General features: G+C 66.6%; 24 protein-coding genes and 1 tRNA gene. 15 read left to right on the top strand and 10 right to left on the bottom strand.

All coding sequences use genetic code 11. The features are described 5' to 3' along the window. Nucleotides 1–103 precede the first annotated feature (103 nt). A complete protein-coding gene (locus METLW3_RS0118070) occupies nucleotides 104–595 on the bottom strand; it encodes a Spy/CpxP family protein refolding chaperone (RefSeq protein WP_024881232.1) in 492 nt (163 codons plus the stop codon). A 436-nt stretch (nucleotides 596–1,031) separates the two neighbouring features. Here METLW3_RS0118070 and METLW3_RS0118065 point away from each other — a divergent pair, with 436 nt between their 5' ends. Next, the gene (locus METLW3_RS0118065) at nucleotides 1,032–1,625 is read left to right on the top strand and encodes a transglutaminase-like cysteine peptidase (RefSeq protein ID WP_198022778.1); all 594 of its coding nucleotides are present in this window, start codon (nucleotides 1,032–1,034) and stop codon (nucleotides 1,623–1,625) included. A 44-nt stretch (nucleotides 1,626–1,669) separates the two neighbouring features. On the opposite strand, the gene METLW3_RS0118060 is transcribed toward METLW3_RS0118065, so the two are convergent. Then, on the bottom strand, nucleotides 1,670–2,197 hold the full coding sequence (locus tag METLW3_RS0118060; protein ID WP_024881230.1) for a gamma carbonic anhydrase family protein: 528 nt from the start codon (nucleotides 2,195–2,197) through the stop codon (nucleotides 1,670–1,672). A 185-nt stretch (nucleotides 2,198–2,382) separates the two neighbouring features. On the opposite strand from METLW3_RS0118060, the gene METLW3_RS0118055 reads away from it, so the two are divergent. Continuing rightward, nucleotides 2,383–3,039 carry a hypothetical protein gene (locus METLW3_RS0118055; RefSeq protein WP_024881229.1) on the top strand — a complete coding sequence of 219 codons (657 nt, stop codon included), beginning with the start codon at nucleotides 2,383–2,385 and terminating at the stop codon, nucleotides 3,037–3,039. 9 nt (nucleotides 3,040–3,048) lie between these two features. Here METLW3_RS0118055 and METLW3_RS0118050 read toward each other — a convergent pair whose 3' ends face one another. Both METLW3_RS0118050 and METLW3_RS28340 read right to left on the bottom strand, forming a co-directional pair. Next, nucleotides 3,049–3,444, bottom strand: coding sequence for a DUF3126 family protein (locus METLW3_RS0118050; RefSeq protein ID WP_024881228.1), 396 nt, complete (start codon nucleotides 3,442–3,444; stop codon nucleotides 3,049–3,051). Nucleotides 3,445–3,657: 213 nt separating this feature from the next. Beyond that, nucleotides 3,658–4,191, bottom strand: a complete 534-nt coding sequence (locus METLW3_RS28340; protein WP_024881227.1) for a hypothetical protein — start codon at nucleotides 4,189–4,191, stop codon at nucleotides 3,658–3,660. A 199-nt stretch (nucleotides 4,192–4,390) separates the two neighbouring features. On the opposite strand from METLW3_RS28340, the gene METLW3_RS0118040 reads away from it, so the two are divergent. The 6 genes from METLW3_RS0118040 to METLW3_RS0118015 all read left to right on the top strand — a co-directional run bounded on the left by METLW3_RS0118040 (nucleotide 4,391) and on the right by METLW3_RS0118015 (nucleotide 10,082). Further along, nucleotides 4,391–5,008, top strand: coding sequence for a DNA-3-methyladenine glycosylase I (locus METLW3_RS0118040; protein WP_024881226.1), 618 nt, complete (start codon nucleotides 4,391–4,393; stop codon nucleotides 5,006–5,008). Then, nucleotides 4,996–5,607: an HD family hydrolase gene (locus METLW3_RS0118035; protein WP_024881225.1), complete on the top strand. Its 612-nt coding sequence runs from the start codon at nucleotides 4,996–4,998 to the stop codon at nucleotides 5,605–5,607. Before METLW3_RS0118040 ends, METLW3_RS0118035 begins: the two co-directional genes overlap by 13 nt. Nucleotides 5,608–5,655: 48 nt before the next feature. Continuing rightward, complete coding sequence (locus METLW3_RS0118030; protein ID WP_024881224.1) at nucleotides 5,656–6,168, top strand: protein-tyrosine-phosphatase; 513 nt, start codon at nucleotides 5,656–5,658, stop codon at nucleotides 6,166–6,168. 10 nt (nucleotides 6,169–6,178) lie between these two features. Beyond that, a complete protein-coding gene (locus METLW3_RS0118025; RefSeq protein ID WP_024881223.1) occupies nucleotides 6,179–7,198 on the top strand; it encodes an NAD regulator in 1,020 nt (339 codons plus the stop codon). A gap of 129 nt (nucleotides 7,199–7,327) precedes the next feature. Beyond that, complete coding sequence (locus tag METLW3_RS0118020) at nucleotides 7,328–8,137, top strand: hypothetical protein (protein ID WP_024881222.1); 810 nt, start codon at nucleotides 7,328–7,330, stop codon at nucleotides 8,135–8,137. A gap of 259 nt (nucleotides 8,138–8,396) precedes the next feature. Continuing rightward, nucleotides 8,397–10,082, top strand: a complete 1,686-nt coding sequence (locus tag METLW3_RS0118015) for a DUF882 domain-containing protein (protein WP_024881221.1) — start codon at nucleotides 8,397–8,399, stop codon at nucleotides 10,080–10,082. Nucleotides 10,083–10,209: 127 nt separating this feature from the next. Here METLW3_RS0118015 and METLW3_RS0118010 read toward each other — a convergent pair whose 3' ends face one another. Further along, nucleotides 10,210–10,740: a hypothetical protein gene (locus tag METLW3_RS0118010; RefSeq protein WP_024881220.1), complete on the bottom strand. Its 531-nt coding sequence runs from the start codon at nucleotides 10,738–10,740 to the stop codon at nucleotides 10,210–10,212. A gap of 172 nt (nucleotides 10,741–10,912) precedes the next feature. On the opposite strand from METLW3_RS0118010, the gene METLW3_RS0118005 reads away from it, so the two are divergent. Next, complete coding sequence (locus tag METLW3_RS0118005; RefSeq protein ID WP_024881219.1) at nucleotides 10,913–11,251, top strand: hypothetical protein; 339 nt, start codon at nucleotides 10,913–10,915, stop codon at nucleotides 11,249–11,251. Nucleotides 11,252–11,496: 245 nt separating this feature from the next. Here the strand turns inward: METLW3_RS0118005 and METLW3_RS0118000 are convergent, their stop codons facing one another. The 3 genes from METLW3_RS0118000 to METLW3_RS0117990 all read right to left on the bottom strand — a co-directional run bounded on the left by METLW3_RS0118000 (nucleotide 11,497) and on the right by METLW3_RS0117990 (nucleotide 14,658). Next, on the bottom strand, nucleotides 11,497–12,864 hold the full coding sequence (locus METLW3_RS0118000) for a 4Fe-4S dicluster domain-containing protein (protein ID WP_024881218.1): 1,368 nt from the start codon (nucleotides 12,862–12,864) through the stop codon (nucleotides 11,497–11,499). Between the two features lie 43 nt (nucleotides 12,865–12,907). Continuing rightward, nucleotides 12,908–13,759 (bottom strand): class I SAM-dependent methyltransferase, encoded by an 852-nt coding sequence (locus tag METLW3_RS25850; RefSeq protein WP_024881217.1) that lies wholly within the window; start codon nucleotides 13,757–13,759, stop codon nucleotides 12,908–12,910. A gap of 92 nt (nucleotides 13,760–13,851) precedes the next feature. Then, nucleotides 13,852–14,658 carry a class I SAM-dependent methyltransferase gene (locus tag METLW3_RS0117990; RefSeq protein WP_024881216.1) on the bottom strand — a complete coding sequence of 269 codons (807 nt, stop codon included), beginning with the start codon at nucleotides 14,656–14,658 and terminating at the stop codon, nucleotides 13,852–13,854. Between the two features lie 168 nt (nucleotides 14,659–14,826). Here METLW3_RS0117990 and METLW3_RS0117980 point away from each other — a divergent pair, with 168 nt between their 5' ends. Further along, nucleotides 14,827–15,513, top strand: coding sequence for a sulfate transporter family protein (locus METLW3_RS0117980; RefSeq protein ID WP_024881215.1), 687 nt, complete (start codon nucleotides 14,827–14,829; stop codon nucleotides 15,511–15,513). 22 nt (nucleotides 15,514–15,535) lie between these two features. Here the strand turns inward: METLW3_RS0117980 and METLW3_RS0117975 are convergent, their stop codons facing one another. Beyond that, nucleotides 15,536–16,540 carry a complex I NDUFA9 subunit family protein gene (locus METLW3_RS0117975; RefSeq protein ID WP_024881214.1) on the bottom strand — a complete coding sequence of 335 codons (1,005 nt, stop codon included), beginning with the start codon at nucleotides 16,538–16,540 and terminating at the stop codon, nucleotides 15,536–15,538. A 166-nt stretch (nucleotides 16,541–16,706) separates the two neighbouring features. Here METLW3_RS0117975 and METLW3_RS0117970 point away from each other — a divergent pair. The 5 genes from METLW3_RS0117970 to queF all read left to right on the top strand — a co-directional run bounded on the left by METLW3_RS0117970 (nucleotide 16,707) and on the right by queF (nucleotide 21,422). Continuing rightward, nucleotides 16,707–16,791 (top strand) — tRNA-Leu (locus METLW3_RS0117970). 182 nt (nucleotides 16,792–16,973) lie between these two features. Continuing rightward, a complete protein-coding gene (locus METLW3_RS0117965) occupies nucleotides 16,974–18,881 on the top strand; it encodes a hypothetical protein (protein WP_157516590.1) in 1,908 nt (635 codons plus the stop codon). Between the two features lie 119 nt (nucleotides 18,882–19,000). Next, on the top strand, nucleotides 19,001–19,579 hold the full coding sequence (locus METLW3_RS27015) for a DUF2939 domain-containing protein (protein ID WP_051465453.1): 579 nt from the start codon (nucleotides 19,001–19,003) through the stop codon (nucleotides 19,577–19,579). Beyond that, the gene (locus METLW3_RS0117955) at nucleotides 19,576–20,928 is read left to right on the top strand and encodes a peptide MFS transporter (RefSeq protein WP_245267399.1); all 1,353 of its coding nucleotides are present in this window, start codon (nucleotides 19,576–19,578) and stop codon (nucleotides 20,926–20,928) included. The genes METLW3_RS27015 and METLW3_RS0117955 overlap by 4 nt, the downstream gene beginning before the upstream one ends. A gap of 32 nt (nucleotides 20,929–20,960) precedes the next feature. Then, nucleotides 20,961–21,422, top strand: coding sequence for a preQ(1) synthase (gene queF / locus METLW3_RS0117950; protein ID WP_024881210.1), 462 nt, complete (start codon nucleotides 20,961–20,963; stop codon nucleotides 21,420–21,422). 115 nt (nucleotides 21,423–21,537) lie between these two features. Here the strand turns inward: queF and kdsA are convergent, their stop codons facing one another. Further along, nucleotides 21,538–22,395: a 3-deoxy-8-phosphooctulonate synthase gene (kdsA, locus tag METLW3_RS0117945; protein WP_024881209.1), complete on the bottom strand. Its 858-nt coding sequence runs from the start codon at nucleotides 22,393–22,395 to the stop codon at nucleotides 21,538–21,540. Nucleotides 22,396–22,399: the final 4 nt, after the last annotated feature.

The raw sequence follows: 22,399 nt of genomic DNA, 5'->3' as shown, positions 1-22,399 counted from the left end.
GGCGAGGGGCGGGATTACGAGCTTTGTCTTCGTGGGCAGATAGACGATTTTTATCGATCGAGGGAGGCGGCTCGCGCATATTCACAGTCATCGACGCTGGCAATCAGCCGTTCCGGTCCGGGCGCATGCCGCGGCGGCGGAACAGATCATGCGCGCCGAGCACATCGCGGGGCAGCACGCGATCGGCGATGCGGCGCTGCTCGTCGGAGAGCGAGGCGAAGAAGCTGGTCTCGGCGTCGGCGAGGGCGCGCAAATTCTCCACATGGCGGCTCAGCCGATCGGCGCGGGCGCGCAGCGGCGCGCCGGGGTCGCGCGGGGCGCTGTCGCGATTGCGGTCGATCGCCGCGGCGACGATGGCGGCGTCGCGATCCTGAACCACGGCATGCAGCTGTTGCGCGAAGGCGGAGAACAGCCGCTCCTGCTCGCCGGAGAGGCGCAGGGCTAGCCGCCATTCGTCCATATGGCTCTCGAGCGGATTGCGCCGGGCGACAAAGGGGTTCTCCGCCGCACGATTGAGCGGCTCGGCGATCGGCGCGTCTGTGACGACGAAGGCCATGAGGCTCACCGCCAGAGCGATTGCGAAGCGCAGCAACATCGTCTTAGAACCCCGATGGAAACTCGGAACCCCGATCGAAACTCGAATCCGGTCCCTACGCCGCCTTTGAGACCGAACCATGGCCGCCGCCGTAATTTCGTCGCTCGCCGCCGCCACGGCAAGCCCGTTAACGACGATTCCGGGGCTCATGTTAACGAATCGGCCCTCCATGAGCAAAAAGCCCGGTCTCGGCCCGTGGTCGCGCCGCCGTTCGGCGGTGGGAACATCGCGTAATTTCAGCGCTCTATTGAAAATACCGCGAAATTTCGCCTATTTCGGTCATCTCTTGGTATACTTACGAAAATTGTCGTCAAATCTAAATGGATTGGCCGAAAAACTGAGCTATCGACTTACGGAGCAAGCAAAACAATAAAACTAATCTCGTCTCCACATCGGGGAGACGACGAAGATGTTGGGTAGAGTAGCGAGACTGACGATGAGCGCGGCTCTGGCCGGCGCGGTCTCCATTTTGGGAACGGCGCCCGGCTGGGCGGGCTCGGAGCATCTGCTCCACGCGGCCCTCGGACCGGAGACGAGCGTGCCCTATGGCTGGCTGGATTTTTGTCATCGCTATCGTGGCGAATGCGCCGCCGACGCCGCCGGACCGCACGACATCGACCTCACCGCCAAAGCCTATAAGGACATTCAGCGCGTCAACGCCCATGTCAATCACGCGATCGAGCCCGTCTCCGACATGGATCATTGGGGCGTCGTCGATCGCTGGGACTATCCCACCGACGGCAAGGGCGATTGCGAGGATTACGCGCTGATGAAGCGCCGCCTGCTGGTCGAGCTCGGCTATCCGCGCGCCGCGCTGCTGATGACGGTGGTGAAGGAGAAGAATGGCGACGGCCACGCGATATTGACGGTGAAGACCAGTCGCGGCGAGTTCGTCCTCGACAATATGAACGATGCCGTGCGGCCCTGGACCAACACGCCCTATCGCTTCGTCAAACGCCAGTCGCAGCTCGATCAGAACGTCTGGGTCGTGATCGACGATCCCAACGCCCCGCTCTTCGCCGCGCGCTGAGCCAGCGCTCGGCGCGCCCTTCGGCACAGGGCGCGCCGCGACGGTCAGATCGCCTCCAGCCCTTTGGCGTAGCGCTCGGCGTTCTCGACATAATGTTTCGCCGATTCGAGATTGCGGGCGAGCGCGCCTTCGTCCAGCGTGCGCACGACGCGCGCCGGCGAGCCGACGATCAGGCTGTTGTCGGGAAACTCCTTATTCTCCGTGACCAGCGAATTGGCCCCGACGAGGCAATTGCGGCCGATCTTCGCGCCATTGAGGATGGTCGCGCCCATGCCGATCAGGCTCGCCTCGCCGATGAGGCAGCTGTGCAGAATGACGCCATGGCCGATCGTGCAATCGGCGCCGATGACGAGCGGAAAGCCCATATCGGTGTGGAGGACGCTATTGTCCTGAATATTGCTGCGCGCGCCGACCGTGATCCATTCGTTGTCGCCGCGCAGCACGCAGCCGAACCAGATGTTGGCGTCCTCCTCGAGCTGCACGCGGCCGATGACTTGAGCGTCGGGCGCGATCCAGAAGCGGCCGGAGGCCGGGACGCGCGGCGCGACGCCGTCGAGCTTGTAGAGAGGCATGGTCCTGGTCTCCCGCGCCCCTCTTTGCGGTGGGCCTCAGAGCGAGGCGCGAGGGGCGTTCGCCGACCTTCTAGTGTCTTTGGCCGAAAGAGGAAACCGCGCGCCTCGGCTGTCGGGGCGCGCGCGCCGCGGGCCTGAATCGGCTAAGCTCGGCGAATCGGCTCTGCTGCTCTTTCTTCAGGATCATGCGCCTCTTCCTCGTCGCTCTGCTCTTGGCGCTGCTCGCCGCGGCGGGCTATCGCTTCACGCGCAAAACCGACGGAGTCGCGCCGGCCATCGTCGCCGCCAGCCTCGGCGATGCGCGCTTCGCCTATGCGCCCGCCTATGCGCGTGACGAATCGACGCGTTACGGCGGCGCGCCGGACCGTCTCTCCTTCATCGCTGTCGCGCCGGATTTCGGGCCGCCACAAAAGCCGAGCGCCGATCCGCGTCGGCGCGCGGCCGAGGAGCTGGATCCGATGCGCGTCTTCGTCACGCTCACGCCGCGCGAGGAGGCGCTCGATCCGTCCGAGCGCCCGTCGCGCCTCTATGCGCGATTTCTGGAGAGCGAGGTCTGGGGCGGGCCGGGTGGGCTCGTCATGCGGCGCTTCGAGCCGGGCTCGCCCTATGAGCTGGAGCTGCTCTATCTCGCGCCGCCGGAGGGCCGAGACTTTTTCGCCCGCTGCCCGCGTCGCGACGCGGGCTTTCTCGGCTCCGCGCCCTGCCTATGGGCGCTGCGCTGGAAGAATCTGGATGTCGAGGCGCGCTTTTCCGCCGCTCTGCTGCGCGATTGGGAAGAGCTCGCGCGCGGGCTGCGCGCCTTTCTGGCCTCGATCGACGCCGATCGGCCGCGTCCGCGCTGAGGCGGGCGCTCAAAAATCGTCGAGGTCGAAGTCCAGAATGGCGATCTGCAGCGTGTAGCTGGTCTGCTTGGCGTCGTCGGCGGAAATGACGCCGAGAAAATCCTCGCCGCTGTTGAGCTCGACGGAATCGGTCTTGCGACCGCGCGGCGCGATGGTGAGCTTGTCGTTCTCGAACAGCTTCCGCAGATAGGATTGCAGCGTCTCGCGGCCGACGGGCAGCTTCATCCCGAAGGCGAAGGAGCGGTCGCCGTCCTCGTCGTCCACCATGATGGAGGCGATCTTGCGCTCGCCGAGATGCACGGCGGCGTCATCGGGGTTCTTGGGATCCGCGGTCACGCGAATCTCCTCATTGCCGAGCGCCTGGCGCAAGAAGGCCTGCAGCTTGCGCAGCTCGATCTTCTCCATACGGCTTCCCCCGCTTCGCGCGCCTCTTGCCGAGCGCCTCGCCGTCGTCTCGCGGCCCGCAGCCTGTGCCACGAAAAGCGGCCGCGCCGCAAGAGGGGCTCCCGCCCGTGGTCCCGCCCGACGAAAAAGCCCGGCGCGACGCGCCAGTGGTCCCGCGCAATAAAAAAGCCCGGCGCGACGCGCCGGGCCAGAGCGGCGGCAATGGCCGAGGCTTCACTCGCCCGCGGCTTTGAGGCGCTTGTTGCACTCGCTCCAATATTTCGGCCAGGTGGCCTTGGGGTCGGCCTTCAGCAGCTCGGCCTTCTTGGATTTCCATTCGGCGCCGCATTTTTTCTGGCGGGCGGTCTGGGCGGCCTTGCCTTCGGAGACGGGCTTGGCCGGCTTGGCGGCGGTTGTCGGCGCGGGTGCAGGCGCCGGAGCGGGCGTCGCTGTCGTCGGCGCGGGGGCCGGGGCCGGGGTCGGCTCGGGCGCTGCGGCGGCCGGAGCAGGGGCGGGGGCAGGTGTCGGTGCGGGAGCGGCGGCGGCCGGCGCGGTCTCGGCGGGCTGCTCGGACAGGCGCACGCGGCAGGCTTTCAGAAAGTCCTGCCAGCTCTGACCCTTCAGCTCATTGGCGGCCTTGGCGGCTTGATATTGCGTGCCGCATTCCTTCAAAACATTCGCCTGCGCTTTCGCTTCACCCGCGGCGGCGACCGCCAAGCCGACCGCGAGGGCGCCGACGGCAGCGTAAGAGACGAGACGGATCGACATCAAATTTCTCCTTGGTGAGCGCCGTCGCCGATGAAGATTCCTCAGCGCAAACGGCTCCCGACGGCCGCACTGCGAGCACGGCCTGTGCCAATTGTCATGCATCGAGGCAAGGGCCGCAAGCTCGCCGGGACCGCAATCCGGATGTTATGAAACACTCTTTGGGCTCAGATGGCGCACGGAAAGCGTGAGGGAAGGGGCGATGGCCGCCGAAAGAGAAAATCCGCGCGCTTGGCGCGATGCTGCCGCGCTGCGTCATCCAGATGGCGTTTTGCGTTGTCCGTGGGCCGGTTACGATTCGCTCTATGTCGCCTATCACGACGAAGAATGGGGCCGTCCGGAGCGTGATTCGCGCGCGCTCTACGAGAAGCTGATTCTCGATGGCTTCCAGGCCGGCCTCTCCTGGATTTCCATCCTGCGTCGCCGCGAGGGCTTCCGCGCCGCTTTCGAGGGATTCGATCCCGAGCGAATCGCGCGCTTCGACTCCGCTCGCGTCGAAGCTCTGATGCAAAACCAGGCAATCATCCGCAACCGCGCCAAGATCGAAGGCGCCATCGCCTCCGCGCGCGCCTATCTGGAGCTCGAGGAGAGCGTGGGATTTTCCAATTATCTCTGGGATTTCGTCGATGGAGCTCCCATCGTCCGCCGTCCGCGCACGACGGCCGACATTCCGACGCAGACGGACATCTCCCGCCGCCTCGCCAAGGATCTGAAGGCGCGCGGCTTCGCCTTCTGCGGCCCGACGATCGTCTACGCCTTCATGCAGGCGGTGGGCATGGTGGACGACCATCTGGCGGAGTGCCACAGATGCGCGGAGTGAAGGCCGAGGCGGCGCCCCGCGCCTGGCAGCGCATGCTGTCCGGCCGGCGGCTCGATCTGCTCGATCCCTCGCCGCTGGATGTGGAAATCGAGGATATCGCCCATGGGCTGGCCCGCGTCGCCCGCTGGAACGGTCAGACGCATGGCCCACATATATTCTCGGTCGCCCAGCACAGCCTGCTCGTCGAGGAGATCGCCTGCGCGCTCTCGCCCGGGCTCGGACGCGAGGGGCGGCTGTTCATGCTGCTCCATGACGCGCCGGAATATGTGATCGGCGACATGATCTCCCCCTTCAAGGCGGTCATCGGCGACACATACAAGAGCGTGGAGAAACGAATTTTGACGGCGATCCTGCTGCGCTTCTCATTGTCGCCGGAGCCGGACGCGGCTCTCTTGCGTCTCGCCAAGCGGGCGGATCGCGCCTCGGCTTTTTTCGAGGCGGTGGGTCTCGCCGGCTTTACACGCGGAGAGGCCGAGCGCATCTTCGGCCGTCCGGCGCTGGCGCCCGACGCTTGCGCGCAGGCGTTGGAGCCGCTCTCGGTCGAGGAGGCGCAGCAGCGCTTTCTCGCGCGCTTCGCCACGATCGAGCGAGGCGCGTAGCGACGCATCAGAGTGTGAGGCATCGAAGTGACACAGAACGGGTGAGACATGGCGCACCTCTATGTCTGTTCGCTTACGAAGGTCGTCGACACGGTGCGCGCCAGTGGCGCGCGCTCACTCATCACAATTCTCACCGCCGGCTCTTCGCTGGCGCGGCCGAGCGAGATCAAGCCCGAGCGACATTTGCGTCTCACCGTCTCCGACATAGAGGCGGATCAGGACGGCCATGTGCTCGCCAATCGCGCGCATATAGAGAACCTTCTCGCCTTCGCCGGCGCATGGGACCGGCGTGAGCCGCTGGTCATCCATTGCTACGCCGGAGTCAGCCGCTCGCCGGCGGCTGCCTTTATTCTCGCTTGCGCGCTCGCGCCGCAGCGCGCGGAGAGCGAATTGGCGTCCGAGCTGCGCCGCGCCTCGCCGACCGCCACGCCCAACCGCCGTCTCGTCGCTCTGGCCGATCGCATTCTTTCTCGCGAAGGCCGCATGTCGGCGGCCATAGCCGAGATCGGCCGCGGCGCGGATTGCTACGAGGGGGCGCCCTTCGCGCTCGAGCTCGCCTGACCCATAGACGATGACGAGCTTCGATCATCGGCGCGAGCCGCCGGCATCTTCGCGCGACTCTGAAGGACCGCTGCCGGTCGCCATCGGCCTGACGGCGGCGATCGTCGCGGCGCAGGAGGACGAGCCGCTCATCCTCACTGTCGCCGCCCACGGTGAGGACGCGCGCGCCGCTCTGCCCTCCGGCCCTTTCGATCCGGTGCATCACCGCACTTTCGAGATCGGCCTGCGCGCCTGGGTCGCCGAGCAGACCGGCATGACGCTGGGCTATGTCGAGCAGCTCTACACTTTCGGCGATCGCGGCCGCCACGCCCGCGCCGGCGACCGCGATCCGCATGTGGTCTCCGTCGGCTATCTCGCGCTGACCCGCATAGCCGAGGAGCAGGCGGACGAAATTCGCGGCTTTCGCAGCTGGTACGAGTTCTTCCCTTGGGAAGATTGGCGCGGCGGCCGGCCCGAGGCGATGGAGACGACCATTCTGCCCGGCCTCTCGGCCTGGGTGGAGGAGGCGCCGGATGCGCTCTCCTCCTCCGGCCTGCGGCGGCGCGACCGCGTCAATCTTCTGTTCCGCCCGCAGGGCAGGGGGCTCGACGAGGAGAATGCGCTCGAGCGCTATGAGCTGCTCTATGAGGCTGGCTTGGTCGAGGAGGCCTGGCGCGACGGGCGCGAGGCGGCGTTGAAGCGCGGCGTGAAGCCGCCGCCGCTCGGCGCGCCCATGCAGCACGATCATCGGCGCATTCTGGCGACGGCCATGGGCCGGCTGCGCGCCAAGATGAAATACCGCCCGGTGATCTTCGAGCTGATGCCGCCGGCCTTCACGCTCACCGAGCTGCAGCGGACGGTGGAGGCCATCGCCGGCCGCCATTTGCACAAGCAGAACTTCCGCCGCCTCGTGGAAACCTCCGCCGCCGTGGAGCCGACGGGGGAGGTGTCGCTGAAGACGGGCGGCCGCCCCGCGGCGCTTTTTCATTTTCGCCGCAATGTCTTGCAAGAACGTCCTGCGCCCGGCCTCAGGGTCGGAATCAGAGGATGATCCGACGGGCGATCGGATGGGTCGCCGTCCACCCGACCGCTCGAGGATGATCCGGCCGTTAAGAGACTATTCACCCTGTCATGGTGAATTTTCTCTTGTCGGACGTCAGTAGAGCGTAGGGGTGCTTGCTTGAGTTATCTGTCGCCGCCGCCTGCTCCGGCGCCGGTCATCGTCTATAAGGACGTGGGCGGTTTCGTCTCGGAGTATCAGGCGCAAACGGAAGTCTATCGCCGCGAGGGCCGCGAGGTTCGACTGCACGAATGCCGATCCGCCTGCACAATGGCGCTCAGCCTTCCCAATGTCTGCGTCTATCCGGATTCGCAGGTCAAATTCCATTTGGCCTATAATCCGATAGACCATCAGACCGACGCCGGCGTCTCCGCCGAGCTGTTCAATTACTATCCGGCGGCGGTGCGCGAGCGGCTCGGCTATCTCACCCGGCAATATCGGGTGCTGAGCGGCAATGAGCTGATCTCGCTCGGCATTCGCAATTGCAACGGCAGCGACCGCACGGTGGTCGCCAGCCGCGCCCGCCGCGGCGCGCAGACGGTCGCTTCCGCCGCGCCGGCCGCCGATCCGCTCGGCGATCTCGCGCAAAAGGTCCGGGGCGCGGTGTCGCAAGCCTTCGCCGACCCCACGTCGCCGCCGCAGGGGCCGATCCGCCTCGCCCTCGCCGAGCGCGATCGGCTGTCGGCGAACCGGGCGATCGATGCGACGCCGACCGCCTCTATCCGAGCCAATGAGCCTGCGCCGGTCCAAGCGCCCGAGCCGCCCCGCCGCCCGCCTTCCGTCGCCTTCACCAGCGCGGATGCGCAGAAAGAGGCGCATTCGGAGCCTTTGCCGGAGATGGCGGCCTCGGCGCCGCTGATCCCCGGCGGGCAGCCGATTTTGGCCTCCGGCGCCTTCGTCCTGCCCCTCGCCGGAGGCGTGGCGCATTGACTTTCAACGGGAACTCGACATTGTGTCACTATGACGGCTGGGCAATTTTTCGCCATTATGTCGAAATACCGTCCTTGCCTTACGGGCGAATCCGATTCGCCCCTCACAAGAGGAGGCCGGGTCCCGCGACGCCGAGGCGCCGATAGGGACCGAGCCACGATCGATCTCCCGATCGGTCGTCCGTGCGTTCGGCGCTCGCGTCTTGCAATTCATTTCGTCGGGCCTTCTCGCCCGTCGACCAGCGGAAAGAAGAGACGTTTTGGACGATCGGCGGGAAGGCGCGCCTCTCCTCTCACGACGGTCTATCGCGCGGCTCGCGAGCGCCGCTGCGGCGCTGATCACGGCGCTGGCTCCGTCCTTCACCGAGAATGCGGTCGCCAATGGCGAGACGCGCACGCTCTATCTCTTCCACAGCCACACCAAGGAGCAGATCGCCGCGACCTATCTGGTGGGCGGCCGCTATGATTCCTCGGTGCTGGAGCAGTTGAACTGGTTCCTGCGCGACTGGCGCCGCGACGAGCCGACCAAGATGGACCCGCATTTGTTCGATGTGGTGTGGGAGGCCTATCGGCAGGCCGGGGCGAGCGAGCCGGTCCATGTCGTCTCCGCCTATCGCTCGCCGGAGACCAACGCCATGCTGCGCCGCCGCTCGCGCGCCGTGGCGAAGTTTTCGCAGCACATGCTCGGCAAGGCGATGGACACCACGATGCCGGGCATGTCCATGGAGCAGATCCGCGAGATCGGCATGCGCATGCAGCGCGGCGGCGTCGGCTATTATCCCACCGCCGGCACGCCTTTCGTGCATCTCGACGTCGGCGGCGTCCGCTCCTGGCCGCGCATGAGCTACGACCAGCTCGCGCGCCTGTTCCCGGACGGCAAGACGGTGCATCTGCCGACCAACAACCAGCCGCTCGCGCGCTATGAGGAAGCCAAGGCCGAGATCGAGGCGCGCGGCAATGGCGCCTATGTTCCGGCCGTCGAGCGCCAGAGCAAGGGTCTCTTCGCCATGCTGTTCGGCGGCGGCGAGGAGGACGAGGACAGCGCGATCGCCGCCGCTCCGCCGCCCACAGCGCGCAAGCAATGGGCGTCGCTCGCGCCGCGCCGCTCGGGCCGCGTCTCCGCCGACGCCGAGGAGGAGAGCGCCGAAGCCGCGCCGATTCCGGCGCCGAGCCGCCGCGAGCAGGAGCGCATCGCCGTGGCCGAGCGCAATCTGCCGCGCGGCGAGACTCAGATGCGCGCCGAGCCGGTCCCCGTCGAGCGTCCGGCCGAGCGGCAAAAGCCGGTCGCCATGGCCGCGCTCGGACCCTCCGCCGAGGAGGCGAAGATCGACGCCAAGCTCGACGCTGCTCTGGCCGCGCCTCTGCCGCCCCGGCGGCCCATGTTCCTCACCGTCGCCGGCGCGCCGCTGCCGCCCACGCGGCCGAGCGAGTTCGGCGCTCTGGCCAGCATTCCCGCCGCTCCGCCCGCCCGCCGGGCCGGAGGCGCCATCGCCAGCCTCGTCGATCTCAGCGCCGCCAGCCTGCGCGGCGGCGTCAGCGAGGAGGCGCATAATGTCCCGCCGCCGCCGGCCCGCCCGGCGCAGCAGGCCGTCGCCAAGCCGGAGCCGCTGCTCGCCTATGCGCCCTCCGCCGCGCAATCGCTTCCCTATGGAAGCGATCTCGCTCCGGAGCTGCGTCTGCCCACCGCCAAGCCGGCGCCCAAGCCCGCCAAGGTGGAGCTGGTGCCGGCGCGTCTCGACCGCTCCAATTTCCAAGCGCTGACGACGGGCGTGTCCGCGAGCCGGCTGCCCGGCGGCACGGCGCTCGGAACCACTTTCGCTGCGCCGCGCTCCGCCGCCCGCGCCGACACGGGGCTCTTCGCGCCCACGACCTCGAGCGGACAGTCGCAGGCTTTCGCTGGACAGGCGGCGATTCTTCCGACGGATCGGTTCGTCTCGGCGCGCTGAGGCCCCCTCCCCAACCCTCCCTCGCTTTGCGGGAGAGGGAGCAGATTCCGCGCTTCATCGGGATTTCGCGCAATGCCGGAAGCCCCCTCTCCCGCAAGGTGAGGGAGGGAGCGTTCCTCGCGCTAAATCAGTCATTTATCTCGGTCTGAATGGTGTAGATGTCATAGGGCGGCGTCGCCTCGCCATTGGCGTAGGGCTCGGCCTCGCCGACCGCGCCGTCGGGCGCGACCGAGCGGCGGACGATGCCGGTGATCGGCCCTCCATAGACCTGGATCGTGATCGAAACCTCCTCGGCCAGCGTATTGGCGAGGGCGGCGGAGGGGCCGGTCTTGGAGAGTCGCGCTTCGACCGCGCCTTTCTCCAGCGTGCGCGCTTCTTCCGTCCCGCCGGGTGGGCGCCGCGACACTGCGCCGCGCAAGACGCCGGCGATCTCCCAGACCCCTGGCTGCTCCAGCGACAGGCCGGCGCCGCCGGCGAGCACGGAGGCGACGACGGCAAAGCGTTCCTCGCCGTCGCTATAGAGCTGGAATTGCCGCCCGCGCCCGGGCAAAGCGTCGGCGAAAACCGCCGGCAGGCAATCGTCGCTGGCGACGAGGCGGGTCATGAGATCGCGGCCGATGAGAAGAATCTCCCGCTCGCTGTCGGCGAGCTCGACCATCGACTGAATATCCCAGATGAATCGTTTCAGCGCCGGCGGAACCGGCCCTCTCTCGGTCGCGTTTGTGGTCATACGTTCAAAAATGCAAGCGTCGCGCCATTGCCGTCCGGCGAGACTGGCGCCGCAATTGATGGAGCGTCTCTCGCGGGAACTGCGGAGACGGAGCGGGGCGGTGATAAAGGACTACATCCCGGAGCTGAGCGAGGTGCGCATGGTGCGTCGCGCGCCGGAGCGGCCTTTCGCGCTCAATGGCGCCGACGCCCGCTATATCGAAGCCTGCCTGCGCGATTTCGAGGCGGCTTTCGGACTCGACGCTTATCCGGGCGTTCCCTTCGAGCAAATTCCGGGGCGCGCGCTGATCGGCGACCTGATCGATTGGTGGCGCGGCATGGATCCCGAGGGCGAGGCGCAGCAGAACGCGCATTCCCGTCTGCCGGGCGCGATCCGCCTGCTCGACACCGTGTCGGCGCTGATGGAGGAGCTGTCCCAGCGTCGGGCCGGGGAGAGCTGAGCACGCGGCGTTCAATTCTGTCGGTTAGCGGACAATTCTGGACGATTGCGCGCGAGGCGAGCCTTTTCTCCCGGCGCGCGCTCCACCCTCCCCTTCAGGGGGAGGGTCGGCCGGCGATAGCCGGACGGGGTGGGGTTCAACGGCAAAGACTCGGGCGGTCACCCCCTCCCGCTCGCCTTCGGCGATCGACCTCCCCCCTCGAGGGGGAGGTGCGAGTGGCCCTTTCTGCTCAGGCTTCTGCAGCTCTATTCCGCGGCCTGCGGCGCCGGCTCTAGCGCGTCGCGCAACAGCAGCGCGATATGGCGCGCCTGGCGGCCGCTGCCATGCTCGATCTGGTGGCGGCACGAAAAACCATTGGCGATCAGCGGCGCGTCGGGCGCGGCGTCGCGCATCGCCGGCAGCAACGACAGTTCCGCCATTTTCATCGAGGTCTCGTAATGCTCGGCCTCGAGACCGAAGCTGCCGGCCATGCCGCAGCAGCTCGTCTCGACAATGTCGAAGGTAAAGCCCGGAATCCAGCCGAGCACTTTCTTGGTCGCCTTCATCACGCCGAAGGCCTTCTGATGGCAATGGCCATGCACGACCGCCTTGGGCAGATCGAGCGGCTTCAGCGAAAGGCGCAGGCCTTTGTTCTGATATTCGCGGGCCAGAAACTCCTCGAGCAGAAAGAGCTGCTTGCCGAGATCGCCGACCTCCGGCCCGAGGCCGAGACTGTAGAGCTCGTCGCGCAGCGATAGCAGGCAGGAGGGCTCGAGGCCGATGATCGGCGTTTTGGCGGCGATCTCGTCGCGGAAGGCGGCAAGCACGCGCTCCGCCTCGCCGCGGGCCTTTTTCACCATTCCCGTGGTGAGGTACGTGCGGCCGCAGCACAGCGGACGGTCCGGCTCGGCATCGGTCGGCGCCGGCTTGGCGATGCGCACGCTATAGCCGGCGTGCTCCAGCACCTCGACGGCGGCCTCGGCCACATGCGGATCGAAGTGATGGCAGAACGTATCGACGAAGAGGATCACCTCGCCGCGCGCGCCGACGCCGGCCGCGGGGGCGGAGCGGGCGAAAGCCTCGGGGGCCGGTTCGGGAAGGGGACGGCGGGCGGTGACGCCGATCCATTTTTCCGCGAGCTTGGAGAGAAGGCGCGAGCGATTGCGCAGGCGAATGGCGAAGCGCAGGAGAGCGCGATGGCGACCCGTCCATTCCGGCACGCCGCCGAACAGGCGCAGGCGCTTCGGCACGCCGACGATCTCATGACGCTGGGCGAGATATTCGGTCTTGATCAGCGTCATATCGACGGCGCTGGGACATTCCTTCTTGCAGGCCTTGCAGGAGACGCAGAGGTCCATCGCCTCGTCGAGGCGCGGATCGGCGAAAGCGCGCTCATCCGTGCCGTCATTGAGCGCGGCCTTGAAGGCGGCGACGCGCGCCTCGGTGGAATGCTTGACCTCGCCGGTGACGCGATAGCTCGGGCACATGACGCCCTTGGCGGTCTTCTGGCAGTCGCGGCTGTGCATGCAGACCGCAACCGCCTTGGCGTAATTGCCGCCCGTCGCCGGAATGCCGGAATAGGCGTCGCCTATTCCGTAAGTGTCGTAAGCCGACCAGTCGAGAAATGTCTTCATGCCGCCCGTGTCCTCGGGCGGCATGTTAGCAATATTCGCGCCGTCAGACGGCGGCGTGGGCTTCCTCGGCCGGGACCGCGGCCTGCGCTTCGGCGGCCTGCTCTTGCGGCTGCTCCTGCGCCGCGGGCTTGCGGCCATAGGTGATGATCCAGAGGCTGGCGCGGACCTGCTCTATCGCCTCATAGCCGGCGCGCTTGAAATAGGTCTCGAGCTCCTGCGGCGTCGAGGTCTTGCTGATCTGCGCCGGCCGCTCGAAGGGCGGCACCGCGCAATGCTCCTCGAAGAATTTCCAGCCGAGATCGGAGGTGATGTCCACATTGTCGACGAGCATGCGTCCGCCCGGCCGCAGAATGCGGAAGCCTTCCTTGATGTAATTATAGCGATCCCATTCCTCGAGATGCATGAAGACGACCGTGCTGTAGACGACGTCGACGGAAGCATCCGGCACGGCGGAGAGATCGAAGCCGCTGGTCGCCACCGTGCGCACATTGTCGAAAGCGGCGAGACGCTGGCGAATATGGCCGAGCATGTTCTCGGCGACATCGGCGCCGATCCATTCCTTGCAGATCGGCGCGAGCGCGGCGCCGACGCGGCCGACGCCGGCGCCGATCTCCAGCACCACATCGTCCGGGCCGATGCCGACATAGGACTGCAGCATGTCGCGCGTGCCTTCGCCCATCTGGCGATAGAGGTCTTCGTCGATATAGCCGGAGACGGCCATTTTCGCGTCATTCTCGGAGACCGAGACGGCGTTCCAAATGTTCTTGTATTGGCTGCGGTTGAGCTTGACGTGCTCCACGGGGATGGGGTCGTTCTTCAGCCCGACCAGCGAACGAAGCGCGCGCACGATGCGGCGGCCGATGGGGAGCTTCTTGGCGTTGTCCTGACTGCTCATGCCATTCCTCTGTGAAGAGGCGCCCGCTCGCCGCGCGCGCCTTCGAATCTATCCGCGGCGCGATGGAAGCACCGCCGCGCCGCGCCGCGTCGTCAGCCGACCGAAGCGCTCCGTCTGGCGAAAACGGAAAATGTCGGCAGGACATTGCCCGCCGTCCCGATAATGTCGTTCAGCACGGTGACGTCGTCATAGCCGAGCGCCGCGAGCACGGCGAGTATGTCGTCCCTGTGCATCCAATTGGGAAAATCCATCGCGCCGCCGCAAAAGGCGACGCTGCGATCCCCATAGCCGCGCGCATAGAGGCGCACGTCCAGATTTTCGAACTTCTGCGTGAATGTGTGAGGAAGCTGGTCGTCGTCGACCATGACCGTCCACAGATAGATGGCGTCGGCGCGCTCGGACAGGGCGCGCAGCAGCCGCAGCGGCTCGCGCATGTGATAGAGCACGCCGCTCGCCACGACGAGATCATAGCGCGGGCCGGCCTGCTCGAGCCATTGCACGAAATCGCCCAGATAGAAGCGCGTGTCGGGAAAATCGAGGACTTCCCGCGTCACCAGACATTTCAGAAAGGCGAGTCGGTTGGCTTCCACCGCGTGGATATGGGCGCCGGCCTTCGCCAGCATATAGGTGTGAGCCCCCTCCAGCGGACCGAGCTCCAGCACGCGGCGTCCTGTAAGATCGCCATAGCGCTCGATGCACCAGGTGATGCGCGGATCGTCGAAGGCCGGCAGCCGTCCGGCCGTAAGCCCCAATTCGACGGGAAAATGGCAGTTCCAGCCCGGAATGGCGTCGATGGCGTTTTGGTGCGACGGCGCGCGGGTCTCATCGCCGGAAAACAGGCTGGCGACCGCGACTTCCTCGGAGCGGGTGCGCCGTCTGAACCAATTTCGTCCTATCAATGCGAAAACCTCGCCTTTCGAATCCGGGCCGCGGCGCAGCCCCTAGCACAAATTCTGCGGCCGCGCCTGCCCCTGCTGGCGGTTGTCTCGGGCGGGGCGGTCTCGGCCCGGCTTGCGCCTGCGCCCGGCGCCCCCCATCTTGTCGGCGAATTCCGCCTCGGAGCCCTCATGCTGCAAGCCGCCCTGGACGCCGCCCGTCAAATCTTCTCGCCGCCCTTTCGCAATGTCCTGCTCAAAAGCCTCGGCCTGACTTTCGTCCTGCTGGCGCTGGCCTGGACCGGGCTGGACAAGGCCGCGCTGTCGTTTCTCACGGCCGACAACTATTGGTTGCGGACGATCGTCGGTTTCGCGACCGGCGCCGGGCTCGTCGTCGGCCTCGCTTTTCTCATCGCGCCGATCTCCATCCTCGTCGCGGGATTTTTCCTCGACGATCTCGCCGATGTGGTCGAGGAGGAGATCGACCCTCACGGGCCGCGCGGGCGTCCGCTGCCGGCCGGTCAGGCGATGGTGATGGCGCTGCGCTTCGCGCTGGTCTCTGCGGGCGTCAATCTCGTCGCGCTCTTGCTGCTGCTCGTGCCCGGCGTCAACGCCATCGTCTTCGTGCTGGCCAACGCCTATCTGTTCGGCCGGGAATATTTCGCCTTCGCCGCGACGCGCTATTGCTCGCTGGAGGAAGCCCGCGAGCTGACCCGTCGCCATGCGACGACCTTGTTCCTCGCGGGCCTGTTCATCGCCGGCTTCGTCGCCGTGCCGGGCCTCAATCTGTTCACGCCGCTGTTCGGCGTGGCCTTCATGGTGCGCCTGCACAGGCGGCTCGCCGCCCCTGCGGCCCGCGCTGAAGCGCGGGCGCGCTGAGGCTGGAGAGGCGTCGGGCGGCTCAGGCGAGCCGCTGCGCCTGATATTGGCCGGTCTTACGGTAGCGGTAGAGATAGCTGGGGACGATCGCCTCGATCGCCGTCGGCGTGATTCCGAGCCCTTGCAGCGTCAACCCGGTGGCCTTGGCGTCGGCGGAGACGACATTGTCGTGGCGCAGCAGCTCCACCTGATCGACGGTCGTCGTCAGCAGGCTGGGGAAGAGGCCGAGCGAAAGAGAATGCAGCGTCTGGGTGATGCGCGCGATGAGCGCCCCCGTCGCGAAGGAGAGCGGCCAGATCTTGACGTCGCGCTCGGCGACCTTCAGCGCATATTCGACCAGCGCGCGGAAGGTCTTCACCTCCGGGCCGCCGAGCTCATAGGTCGCGCCGGCCTGGGCGCGGCCGTCCACCGCCAGCGCGACGGCCTGCGCCACATCGCCGACATAGACGGGCTGGAAGCGCGTCGCCTCGCCGATGACCGGCTCGATCGGCAGATAGCGCGCCAGCGCGCCGAATCGGTTGAAGAATTCGTCCTCCGGGCCGAAGACGACGGACGGGCGCAAGATCATCGCGCTGGGGAAGGCGGCGCGAATTGCGGCCTCGCCCTCCGCCTTGGTGCGGGCGTAGACGGAATGGGAATTCTTGTCCGCGCCGATGGCGGAGACATGGACCAGATGCTTCACGCCCGCCGCGACGGCGGCCTCGGCGACGGCCTTGGCGCCCTGCGCGTGCAGGGTGGAGAATTTCTGCTTGCCGCCCTCGGCCAGCACGCCGACCAGATTGACGACCGCCTCGGCCCCGCGCACGGCGGCGGCGACGGAGGCCGGATTGCGCAGATTGGCCTGCACCGGGAAAATCTGCCCCACCTTGCCGAGAGGCTGCAGGAAAAAGGCGAGGTCCGGCCGCCGGCAGGCGACGCGCACGCGCCAGCCGTCCCGCGCCAGGGCCGCCACCACATGGCGCCCGATGAATCCCGACCCGCCGAACACCGTCACGATCCGCCCGGCATCCTTCACATCTGCGCTCATTCTTCGCCCCACGCCGCTTCGCTCGGAGCGCTCGAGAATATCGCTCCGTTTCGGGCGGATGCTCTAGCGCGATTTGGCCGGAAAGGGAATGCGCCGCACGAACGTGAACGAAGCGTCACGAGCGCCATTGACAAGCAGAGCGTCGTCCTCGTAAGAGAGCCGCGTTGCCCAGGTGGCGGAATTGGTAGACGCGCTGGTTTCAGGTACCAGTGGTGAAAGCCGTGGAGGTTCGAGTCCTCTCCTGGGCACCATCTCACTCTCGCAGAGTGTCCACTCGCGCAGAGTGTCATAGAGCGCCGCTGAGCGGCAAATGAGCCTGAACTCCGCCGTAGCGCATATTCAGAGACTGCGGCCGGGCGCGCGCGAAGCGACGGACGTCTCGGCTCCGAAAGGCGAGCAGACTCGCCATCCACGAGCCGAGCCGAGGCCGAAAATGAAGAGAGTTCTTCTCGCAGGCGCGGCGACCATCGCGGGCGCCCTGTCGGCGCATGCGAGGGATCTCCGCCTCGAGGATTTCGGCGCGCCGAGCGCGATCGCGTCCATTTCCGCCTTTGGCGCGACCTGCGATGACGCGGCGCTCGCAGCGGCTGCGGCGGCCGGGCGCACGATCGTCATCGACAGAATATGCGCGGTCTCGAACGACCTCGCTTTGTCCGGCATGACGATGTGGTTCGTCGAGCGCGGCGGAGGGTTTCGGGTCGCGAATCGGAAAGCGCTGACCTTTGCGGACGGGGCGACGGTCGTCGCCGGCCCGTACCAGATTTTCAGCGGCCCCGGCGCCGTCAGGGGGCTGGCTTTTCCCAAGCCGGAATGGTGGGGGGGCGCCGATCAGGCGGCGTCGGTCCAGGCCGCGCATGACAGCGCGAAATTCGCCGCGCTCAACCGCGGCGTCCTGACGCCGCGGAACACGAAATATGGCGTCGATCTCGGCTGCGGATTTTATACATTCGCCCGTACGGTCGCGCTTTCCCCGGTGACTTGGTTTCCGCTTCAATTCACCGGTTGCGCGGCGGCTCTCGGCGGCACGCGAATCATGGCCTCCGAGACATTCGAGGGCGACGCGCTCGTCGATCTCGTCGCGCCTTCGTCCGCCTCCGAGCAAAACGCGTCATTCGATGTCGGCCAATTCCAGCTCGTCAATAATTCCGCCTATTCGGCGACGAGCCTTCTGCGCATCGGCAAGGATGATGGGACGTCGTTCAACCCCACGCAGCAGAACCGCATTCACGACATAGACTTCGAGAATTTCGTCAACGCCATCGAATGGCGCAATGGGCGCTTGATCGAATTTCGGCGCATCGGAATGTTCTCGACCGCGCCGCGCGCCTATTGTCTGAACATCGACCCGACGTCGAGCGCCGGCTCATTCGTCGGCGACGCTGATTTTTATCAAATGAACTGCACGCCTTGCCGCGGGACGATGGCGTCCTGCTCCACCGGCGGAAGCTATACGCGCAACATTTGGATCAAGGCCGATCATGCCGGAACGGGCGTCGCGGGCCTGCGCTTCCATGCGTGGATCGGATATTACTCCGCGAAGAATGTGGAGATAGCGGCTTCGAACGGCGCCGCGATCTCGGACATATGGATCGAGACCGGCTCTCAATTCGACGGCCACGGCGAGGAGGGCGGTCCCGTCAATGGCGGAATTGTCGAAGCGACGGCGACCGGGACGGGGTCGATCATTCAGAATATCAACATCGGCAATATTTATGCGCGGGCGTCCTCGCCCAAGCATATCGGCAGCGCCTTCACTTTCTCTGCCGACGCGGACGCCGCCGCCGGCGCGGGCGTGAATTCAATAAGCATGGAGGGGACATGGATCGCCAATGATTCGGCCGGCGGGGTACTCGCGCATAATGTCCGCGGATTAAAAATCGACGCGATTTTCGCCTCGTCCGGGTTCGTCGGACAGACCGCTGTTCGGCTGGAAGGATCGACCTCGGATGTGACGATTCATCTCGACATGCAATATTGCCTCGCGCCGTATCTCTATGATCACGCCGTCGTGGCGCAGGACACGGTCAGCAATGTGAAGGTTTCGCCCTCCGCCGTCTCCAGCTGCGTCAGGACTCCTTCGTCCAATTCGTCGCGCGGGACGGGGATCGACCTTTCGGGGCTGTGGCCGCGCTCTTCGGCCGACGGCCCGTCCGAGGCGAAGGGACTGGCGACGCTGCTCGGCTCGACGGTCGGCTCTCTGCCCGGCTGCAATTCCAGCGCTCTCGGCCAAATCGCCTATGTGACCGACGCGAGCGCGGCCATATGGGGCGCGAGGGTCGCTGGCGGCGGCTCGACGAAGACGCTCGCTATCTGCAACGGAACGAATTGGGTGGCGCGATGAGCGGCCGCGCCGATCGAGAGTGAGGCCGCGCCGGAGGGGCTTGCAACCCGGCCCCGACGGGACGAGAAGCGGAGACCGTCCTGCGGCCCTGTTTCGGGGTGGCTTCCGGGGGAACGATCATGCGACGCGCCCTAATCGCCGTTTTCGCCCTTCTCGCTCTTACGCTTCTCTACGCCGGCTACGCCTTTCTCTCGCTGCGCCAGCTCGAGGCGGGCGTGAAAGCGGGCGACGCCGCGGCCATTTCCGATCATGTCGATTTCCCCGCCGTGCGGGCCTCGATCAAGGAGCAGCTTTCGGCGATCGTCATGTCCCGCGCGCTGGACGAGGCGGATAAGCATCGCAGCGCCGGGGCGCGGCTCGGCGCCGGACTGCTGGCGGCGATCGGCCCCGCTCTCATCGACACGGCGGTCGATCGCTTCGTCTCGCCCGCCGCCATCGGCGCTCTGCTGGCGCGGCGCGCGCCGGCGGCCGGCGGCGGTGGGAGCGAAGCCGGCGGACAAGAGCCGAAGGAGCTCGATCTGCGTCGCTTCGCGCATCGCTTCGAGCTTCTTTCGCCGACGCGGTTCCGGATCACCCATAAGGATGGCGTCGCCATCGTCTTCGCGCTCGCGGATTGGACCTGGAAGGTCGCCGATATTCGCATCCCGCCGGATATTTTGAAAAAGATCCTGCGGCCGGATGCGGGCGAGCGTCTGTGATCGGCTCTGCGCGAAGGGCCGAGCTGTTCGGCCACCCGCGCGGCCTCGCATTTCTCTTCACGACCGAGATGTGGGAGCGCTTCTCCTATTATGGAATGCGCGCTCTGCTCGTCCTCTATATGGTCGATCATCTGCTCGCGCCCGAGCGAGCGCAGAGCGTCATCGGCCTCGGCGCGCTGAAGCAGGGGCTCGAATTTCTGCTCGGCCCGCTGGCGCCGCAGCCCTTCGCCTCGCAAATCTACGGGCTCTACACCGGCTTCGTCTATCTGACGCCCATTCTTGGCGGATGGCTCGCCGATCGCTGGCTCGGGCGCCGCTACACGGTGATCCTCGGCGCGGCGCTGATGATGGCCGGCCATTTCATGATGGCGTCAGAAGGCCTGTTTCTGCTGGCGCTCGTCACGCTGGCGCTCGGCAATGGCGCCTTCAAGCCCAATATCGTCACGCAAGTCGGCGGGCTCTATGCGCCGAATGATCCGCGTCGCGACCGCGCCTTCTCGATCTTCTATGTCGGCATAAATGTCGGCGGCTTCTTCGCGCCGCTGGTGAGCGGAACGCTCGGGGAGACGCTCGGCTGGCATTATGGCTTCGTCAGCGCCGGAGTCGGCATGGCGATCGGCCTCGCGACCTATCTCGCGGGCCTGCCCAGCCTGCCCGTCGAGACCGCGCCGACGCGCATCGTCGACGAGCGCGCGGAATTGCGCAGCGATGGGCGCGCATTGCTCGGCCTGCTGCTGCTGGCGCCGCCGGCGATTCTCTTTTGGGCGGCCTATGAGCAGCAGGGCAACACCATCGCGCTGTGGGCGGAGCGCTTCACCGATCGCCATGTCGATCTTCTGTTCTGGCGTGGCGAAATTCCCGTCACCTGGTTTCAGGCCGTCAATCCGCTGATGATCTTCCTCTTCACGCCGCCGCTGGTGGCGCTATGGGCGCGGCTCGCGGCGGCGGGGCGGGAACCTTCGACCATCGTCAAGCTGTCACTCGGCTGCTTTTGCCTAGGCCTCTCCTATCTCATCCTCGCCTTCGCCGCGGAGACGCGCGGGGAGGGCCTATCGAGCTGGCTGTGGCTCGCGGCCTATTTCGCCCTGCTCACGCTCGGCGAATTATGCTTTTCGCCGATCACGCTCTCGCTGGTTTCGCGTCTCGCGCCGCCGCGCTCGCGCTCCATGGCCATGGGCGCCTGGTTCCTCACAATGTTCGCCGGCAATTTTCTCGGCGGCTGGCTCGGCGGCTTCTGGTCCGGCCTGTCGGCCGCGGGCTTTTTCGCGCTGATCGCCGGCGCGGCCGTGGCTGCGGGCGCGATGATCGAGCTGGCGCGGCGATGTCGCGCGGACCTCATTCCCGATTGACGCGCGCTCGCGTCGGGTTAAGAGCTTTCGGCATGACGAAGACGCATAAGGGCGCCGCGCTTCTCGGGCAGAAGGCGCCGCTGCCGCAATCGCCCGAAGAGGCCGAGCTCGACCTCGTCGCCAATCCGCATCCGGGCGAGACCTATCTCGTCCGTTTCGCCGCGCCGGAATTCACCTCGCTGTGCCCGGTCACCGGCCAGCCGGATTTCGCGCATATCGTCATCGATTATGCGCCGATGGAATGGCTCGTCGAATCGAAGTCGCTGAAGCTCTATCTCGGCAGCTATCGCAATCACGGCGCCTTCCATGAGGATTGCACCATCCGCATCGCCAAGGACCTCGTGGCCGCGATGACGCCGCGTTGGCTGCGCATCGGCGGCTATTGGTATCCGCGCGGCGGCATACCGATCGACGTCTTCTGGCAGACGGGCGAGCCGCCCGCCGGCCTGTGGTTGCCGGATCAGGGCGTGCCGCCCTATCGCGGGCGGGGGTGAAAAACAGCACACGTCGCGCAATCTCGCCGTCGTCGCGAGGAGCGAAGCGACGAAGCGATCCAGGGGCCGCCCATGGCTCTGGATTGTTTCGCTTCGCTCGCAATGACGCGCGCGATTATGACGCGAGCGCCTTCGCCAGCCGATCGAAGGAGAGAAGCGCCTCGATCAGCGCCGGCAGATCGCGCAGCGCGATCATGTTCGGTCCGTCGGAGACAGCGCTTTCTGGATCGGGATGCGTCTCGATGAAGAGGCCGGCGACGCCCACCGCCACAGCCGCGCGCGCCAGCACGGGGACGAAGCGCCGCTCACCACCGGAGGCCGCGCCGAGACCGCCCGGCTGCTGCACGGAATGTGTGGCGTCGAAAATGACCGGAACGCCGGTCGTCTCGGCGAGAATGGGGAGCGCGCGCATATCGGAGACGAGGGTGTTATAGCCGAAGCTGGTTCCGCGCTCGGTCGCCAGCGCGCCGGCGGCGCCCTCGGCGCGCAGCTTGTCGATCGCGTGGCGCATGTCCCAGGGCGCGAGAAACTGGCCCTTCTTCACATTGACGACGCGCCCCGTGCGCGCCGCCGCCGCCAGAAGGTCGGTCTGCCGGCAGAGGAAGGCGGGGATTTGCAGAATATCCGCAACCTCTGCGACAGGCGCGCATTGCGTCGTCTCATGCACGTCGGTGAGGATGGGAAGGCCGAAGCGCTCCTTGATCTCGGCGAAGATCGGCAGAGAGGCGGCAAGGCCGAGGCCGCGTCCCGCGGAGCCGGAGCTGCGATTGGCCTTGTCGAAAGAGGCTTTGAAGACCACGCCAATGCTCAGCCGCTCGGCGAGCTCGGCCAGCGCCTGTGCGATTTCGAGGCCCTGCGCGCGGCTCTCCAGCGCGCAGGGGCCGGCGATGAGGGCGAGCGGCAGATGATCGCCGAAGGCGACGCGGCGAGAAGAGCCGACCGTGACCGTGGAGAAATCCGCCGCTTTGTTCATCCGA

The organism is Methylosinus sp. LW3 (genome assembly GCF_000527115.1).
Taxonomy (GTDB): domain Bacteria; phylum Pseudomonadota; class Alphaproteobacteria; order Rhizobiales; family Beijerinckiaceae; genus Methylosinus.
The sequence above is the reverse complement of the archived record's forward strand: the minus strand, read 5'-3'. Positions and strand labels throughout refer to the sequence as shown.

Coding starts and splice junctions, on each gene's coding strand:
- METLW3_RS0118070 (WP_024881232.1), bottom strand. CDS start 595: ATGTTGCTGCGCTTCGCAATCGCTCTGGCGGTGAGCCTCATGGCCTTC.
- METLW3_RS0118065 (WP_198022778.1), top strand. CDS start 1,032: ATGAGCGCGGCTCTGGCCGGCGCGGTCTCCATTTTGGGAACGGCGCCC.
- METLW3_RS0118060 (WP_024881230.1), bottom strand. CDS start 2,197: ATGCCTCTCTACAAGCTCGACGGCGTCGCGCCGCGCGTCCCGGCCTCC.
- METLW3_RS0118055 (WP_024881229.1), top strand. CDS start 2,383: ATGCGCCTCTTCCTCGTCGCTCTGCTCTTGGCGCTGCTCGCCGCGGCG.
- METLW3_RS0118050 (WP_024881228.1), bottom strand. CDS start 3,444: ATGGAGAAGATCGAGCTGCGCAAGCTGCAGGCCTTCTTGCGCCAGGCG.
- METLW3_RS28340 (WP_024881227.1), bottom strand. CDS start 4,191: ATGTCGATCCGTCTCGTCTCTTACGCTGCCGTCGGCGCCCTCGCGGTC.
- METLW3_RS0118040 (WP_024881226.1), top strand. CDS start 4,391: ATGGCCGCCGAAAGAGAAAATCCGCGCGCTTGGCGCGATGCTGCCGCG.
- METLW3_RS0118035 (WP_024881225.1), top strand. CDS start 4,996: ATGCGCGGAGTGAAGGCCGAGGCGGCGCCCCGCGCCTGGCAGCGCATG.
- METLW3_RS0118030 (WP_024881224.1), top strand. CDS start 5,656: ATGGCGCACCTCTATGTCTGTTCGCTTACGAAGGTCGTCGACACGGTG.
- METLW3_RS0118025 (WP_024881223.1), top strand. CDS start 6,179: ATGACGAGCTTCGATCATCGGCGCGAGCCGCCGGCATCTTCGCGCGAC.
- METLW3_RS0118010 (WP_024881220.1), bottom strand. CDS start 10,740: ATGGTCGAGCTCGCCGACAGCGAGCGGGAGATTCTTCTCATCGGCCGC.
- METLW3_RS0118000 (WP_024881218.1), bottom strand. CDS start 12,864: ATGAAGACATTTCTCGACTGGTCGGCTTACGACACTTACGGAATAGGC.
- METLW3_RS25850 (WP_024881217.1), bottom strand. CDS start 13,759: ATGAGCAGTCAGGACAACGCCAAGAAGCTCCCCATCGGCCGCCGCATC.
- METLW3_RS0117980 (WP_024881215.1), top strand. CDS start 14,827: ATGCTGCAAGCCGCCCTGGACGCCGCCCGTCAAATCTTCTCGCCGCCC.
- METLW3_RS0117975 (WP_024881214.1), bottom strand. CDS start 16,540: ATGAGCGCAGATGTGAAGGATGCCGGGCGGATCGTGACGGTGTTCGGC.
- METLW3_RS0117965 (WP_157516590.1), top strand. CDS start 16,974: ATGAAGAGAGTTCTTCTCGCAGGCGCGGCGACCATCGCGGGCGCCCTG.
- METLW3_RS27015 (WP_051465453.1), top strand. CDS start 19,001: ATGCGACGCGCCCTAATCGCCGTTTTCGCCCTTCTCGCTCTTACGCTT.
- queF (WP_024881210.1), top strand. CDS start 20,961: ATGACGAAGACGCATAAGGGCGCCGCGCTTCTCGGGCAGAAGGCGCCG.
- kdsA (WP_024881209.1), bottom strand. CDS start 22,395: ATGAACAAAGCGGCGGATTTCTCCACGGTCACGGTCGGCTCTTCTCGC.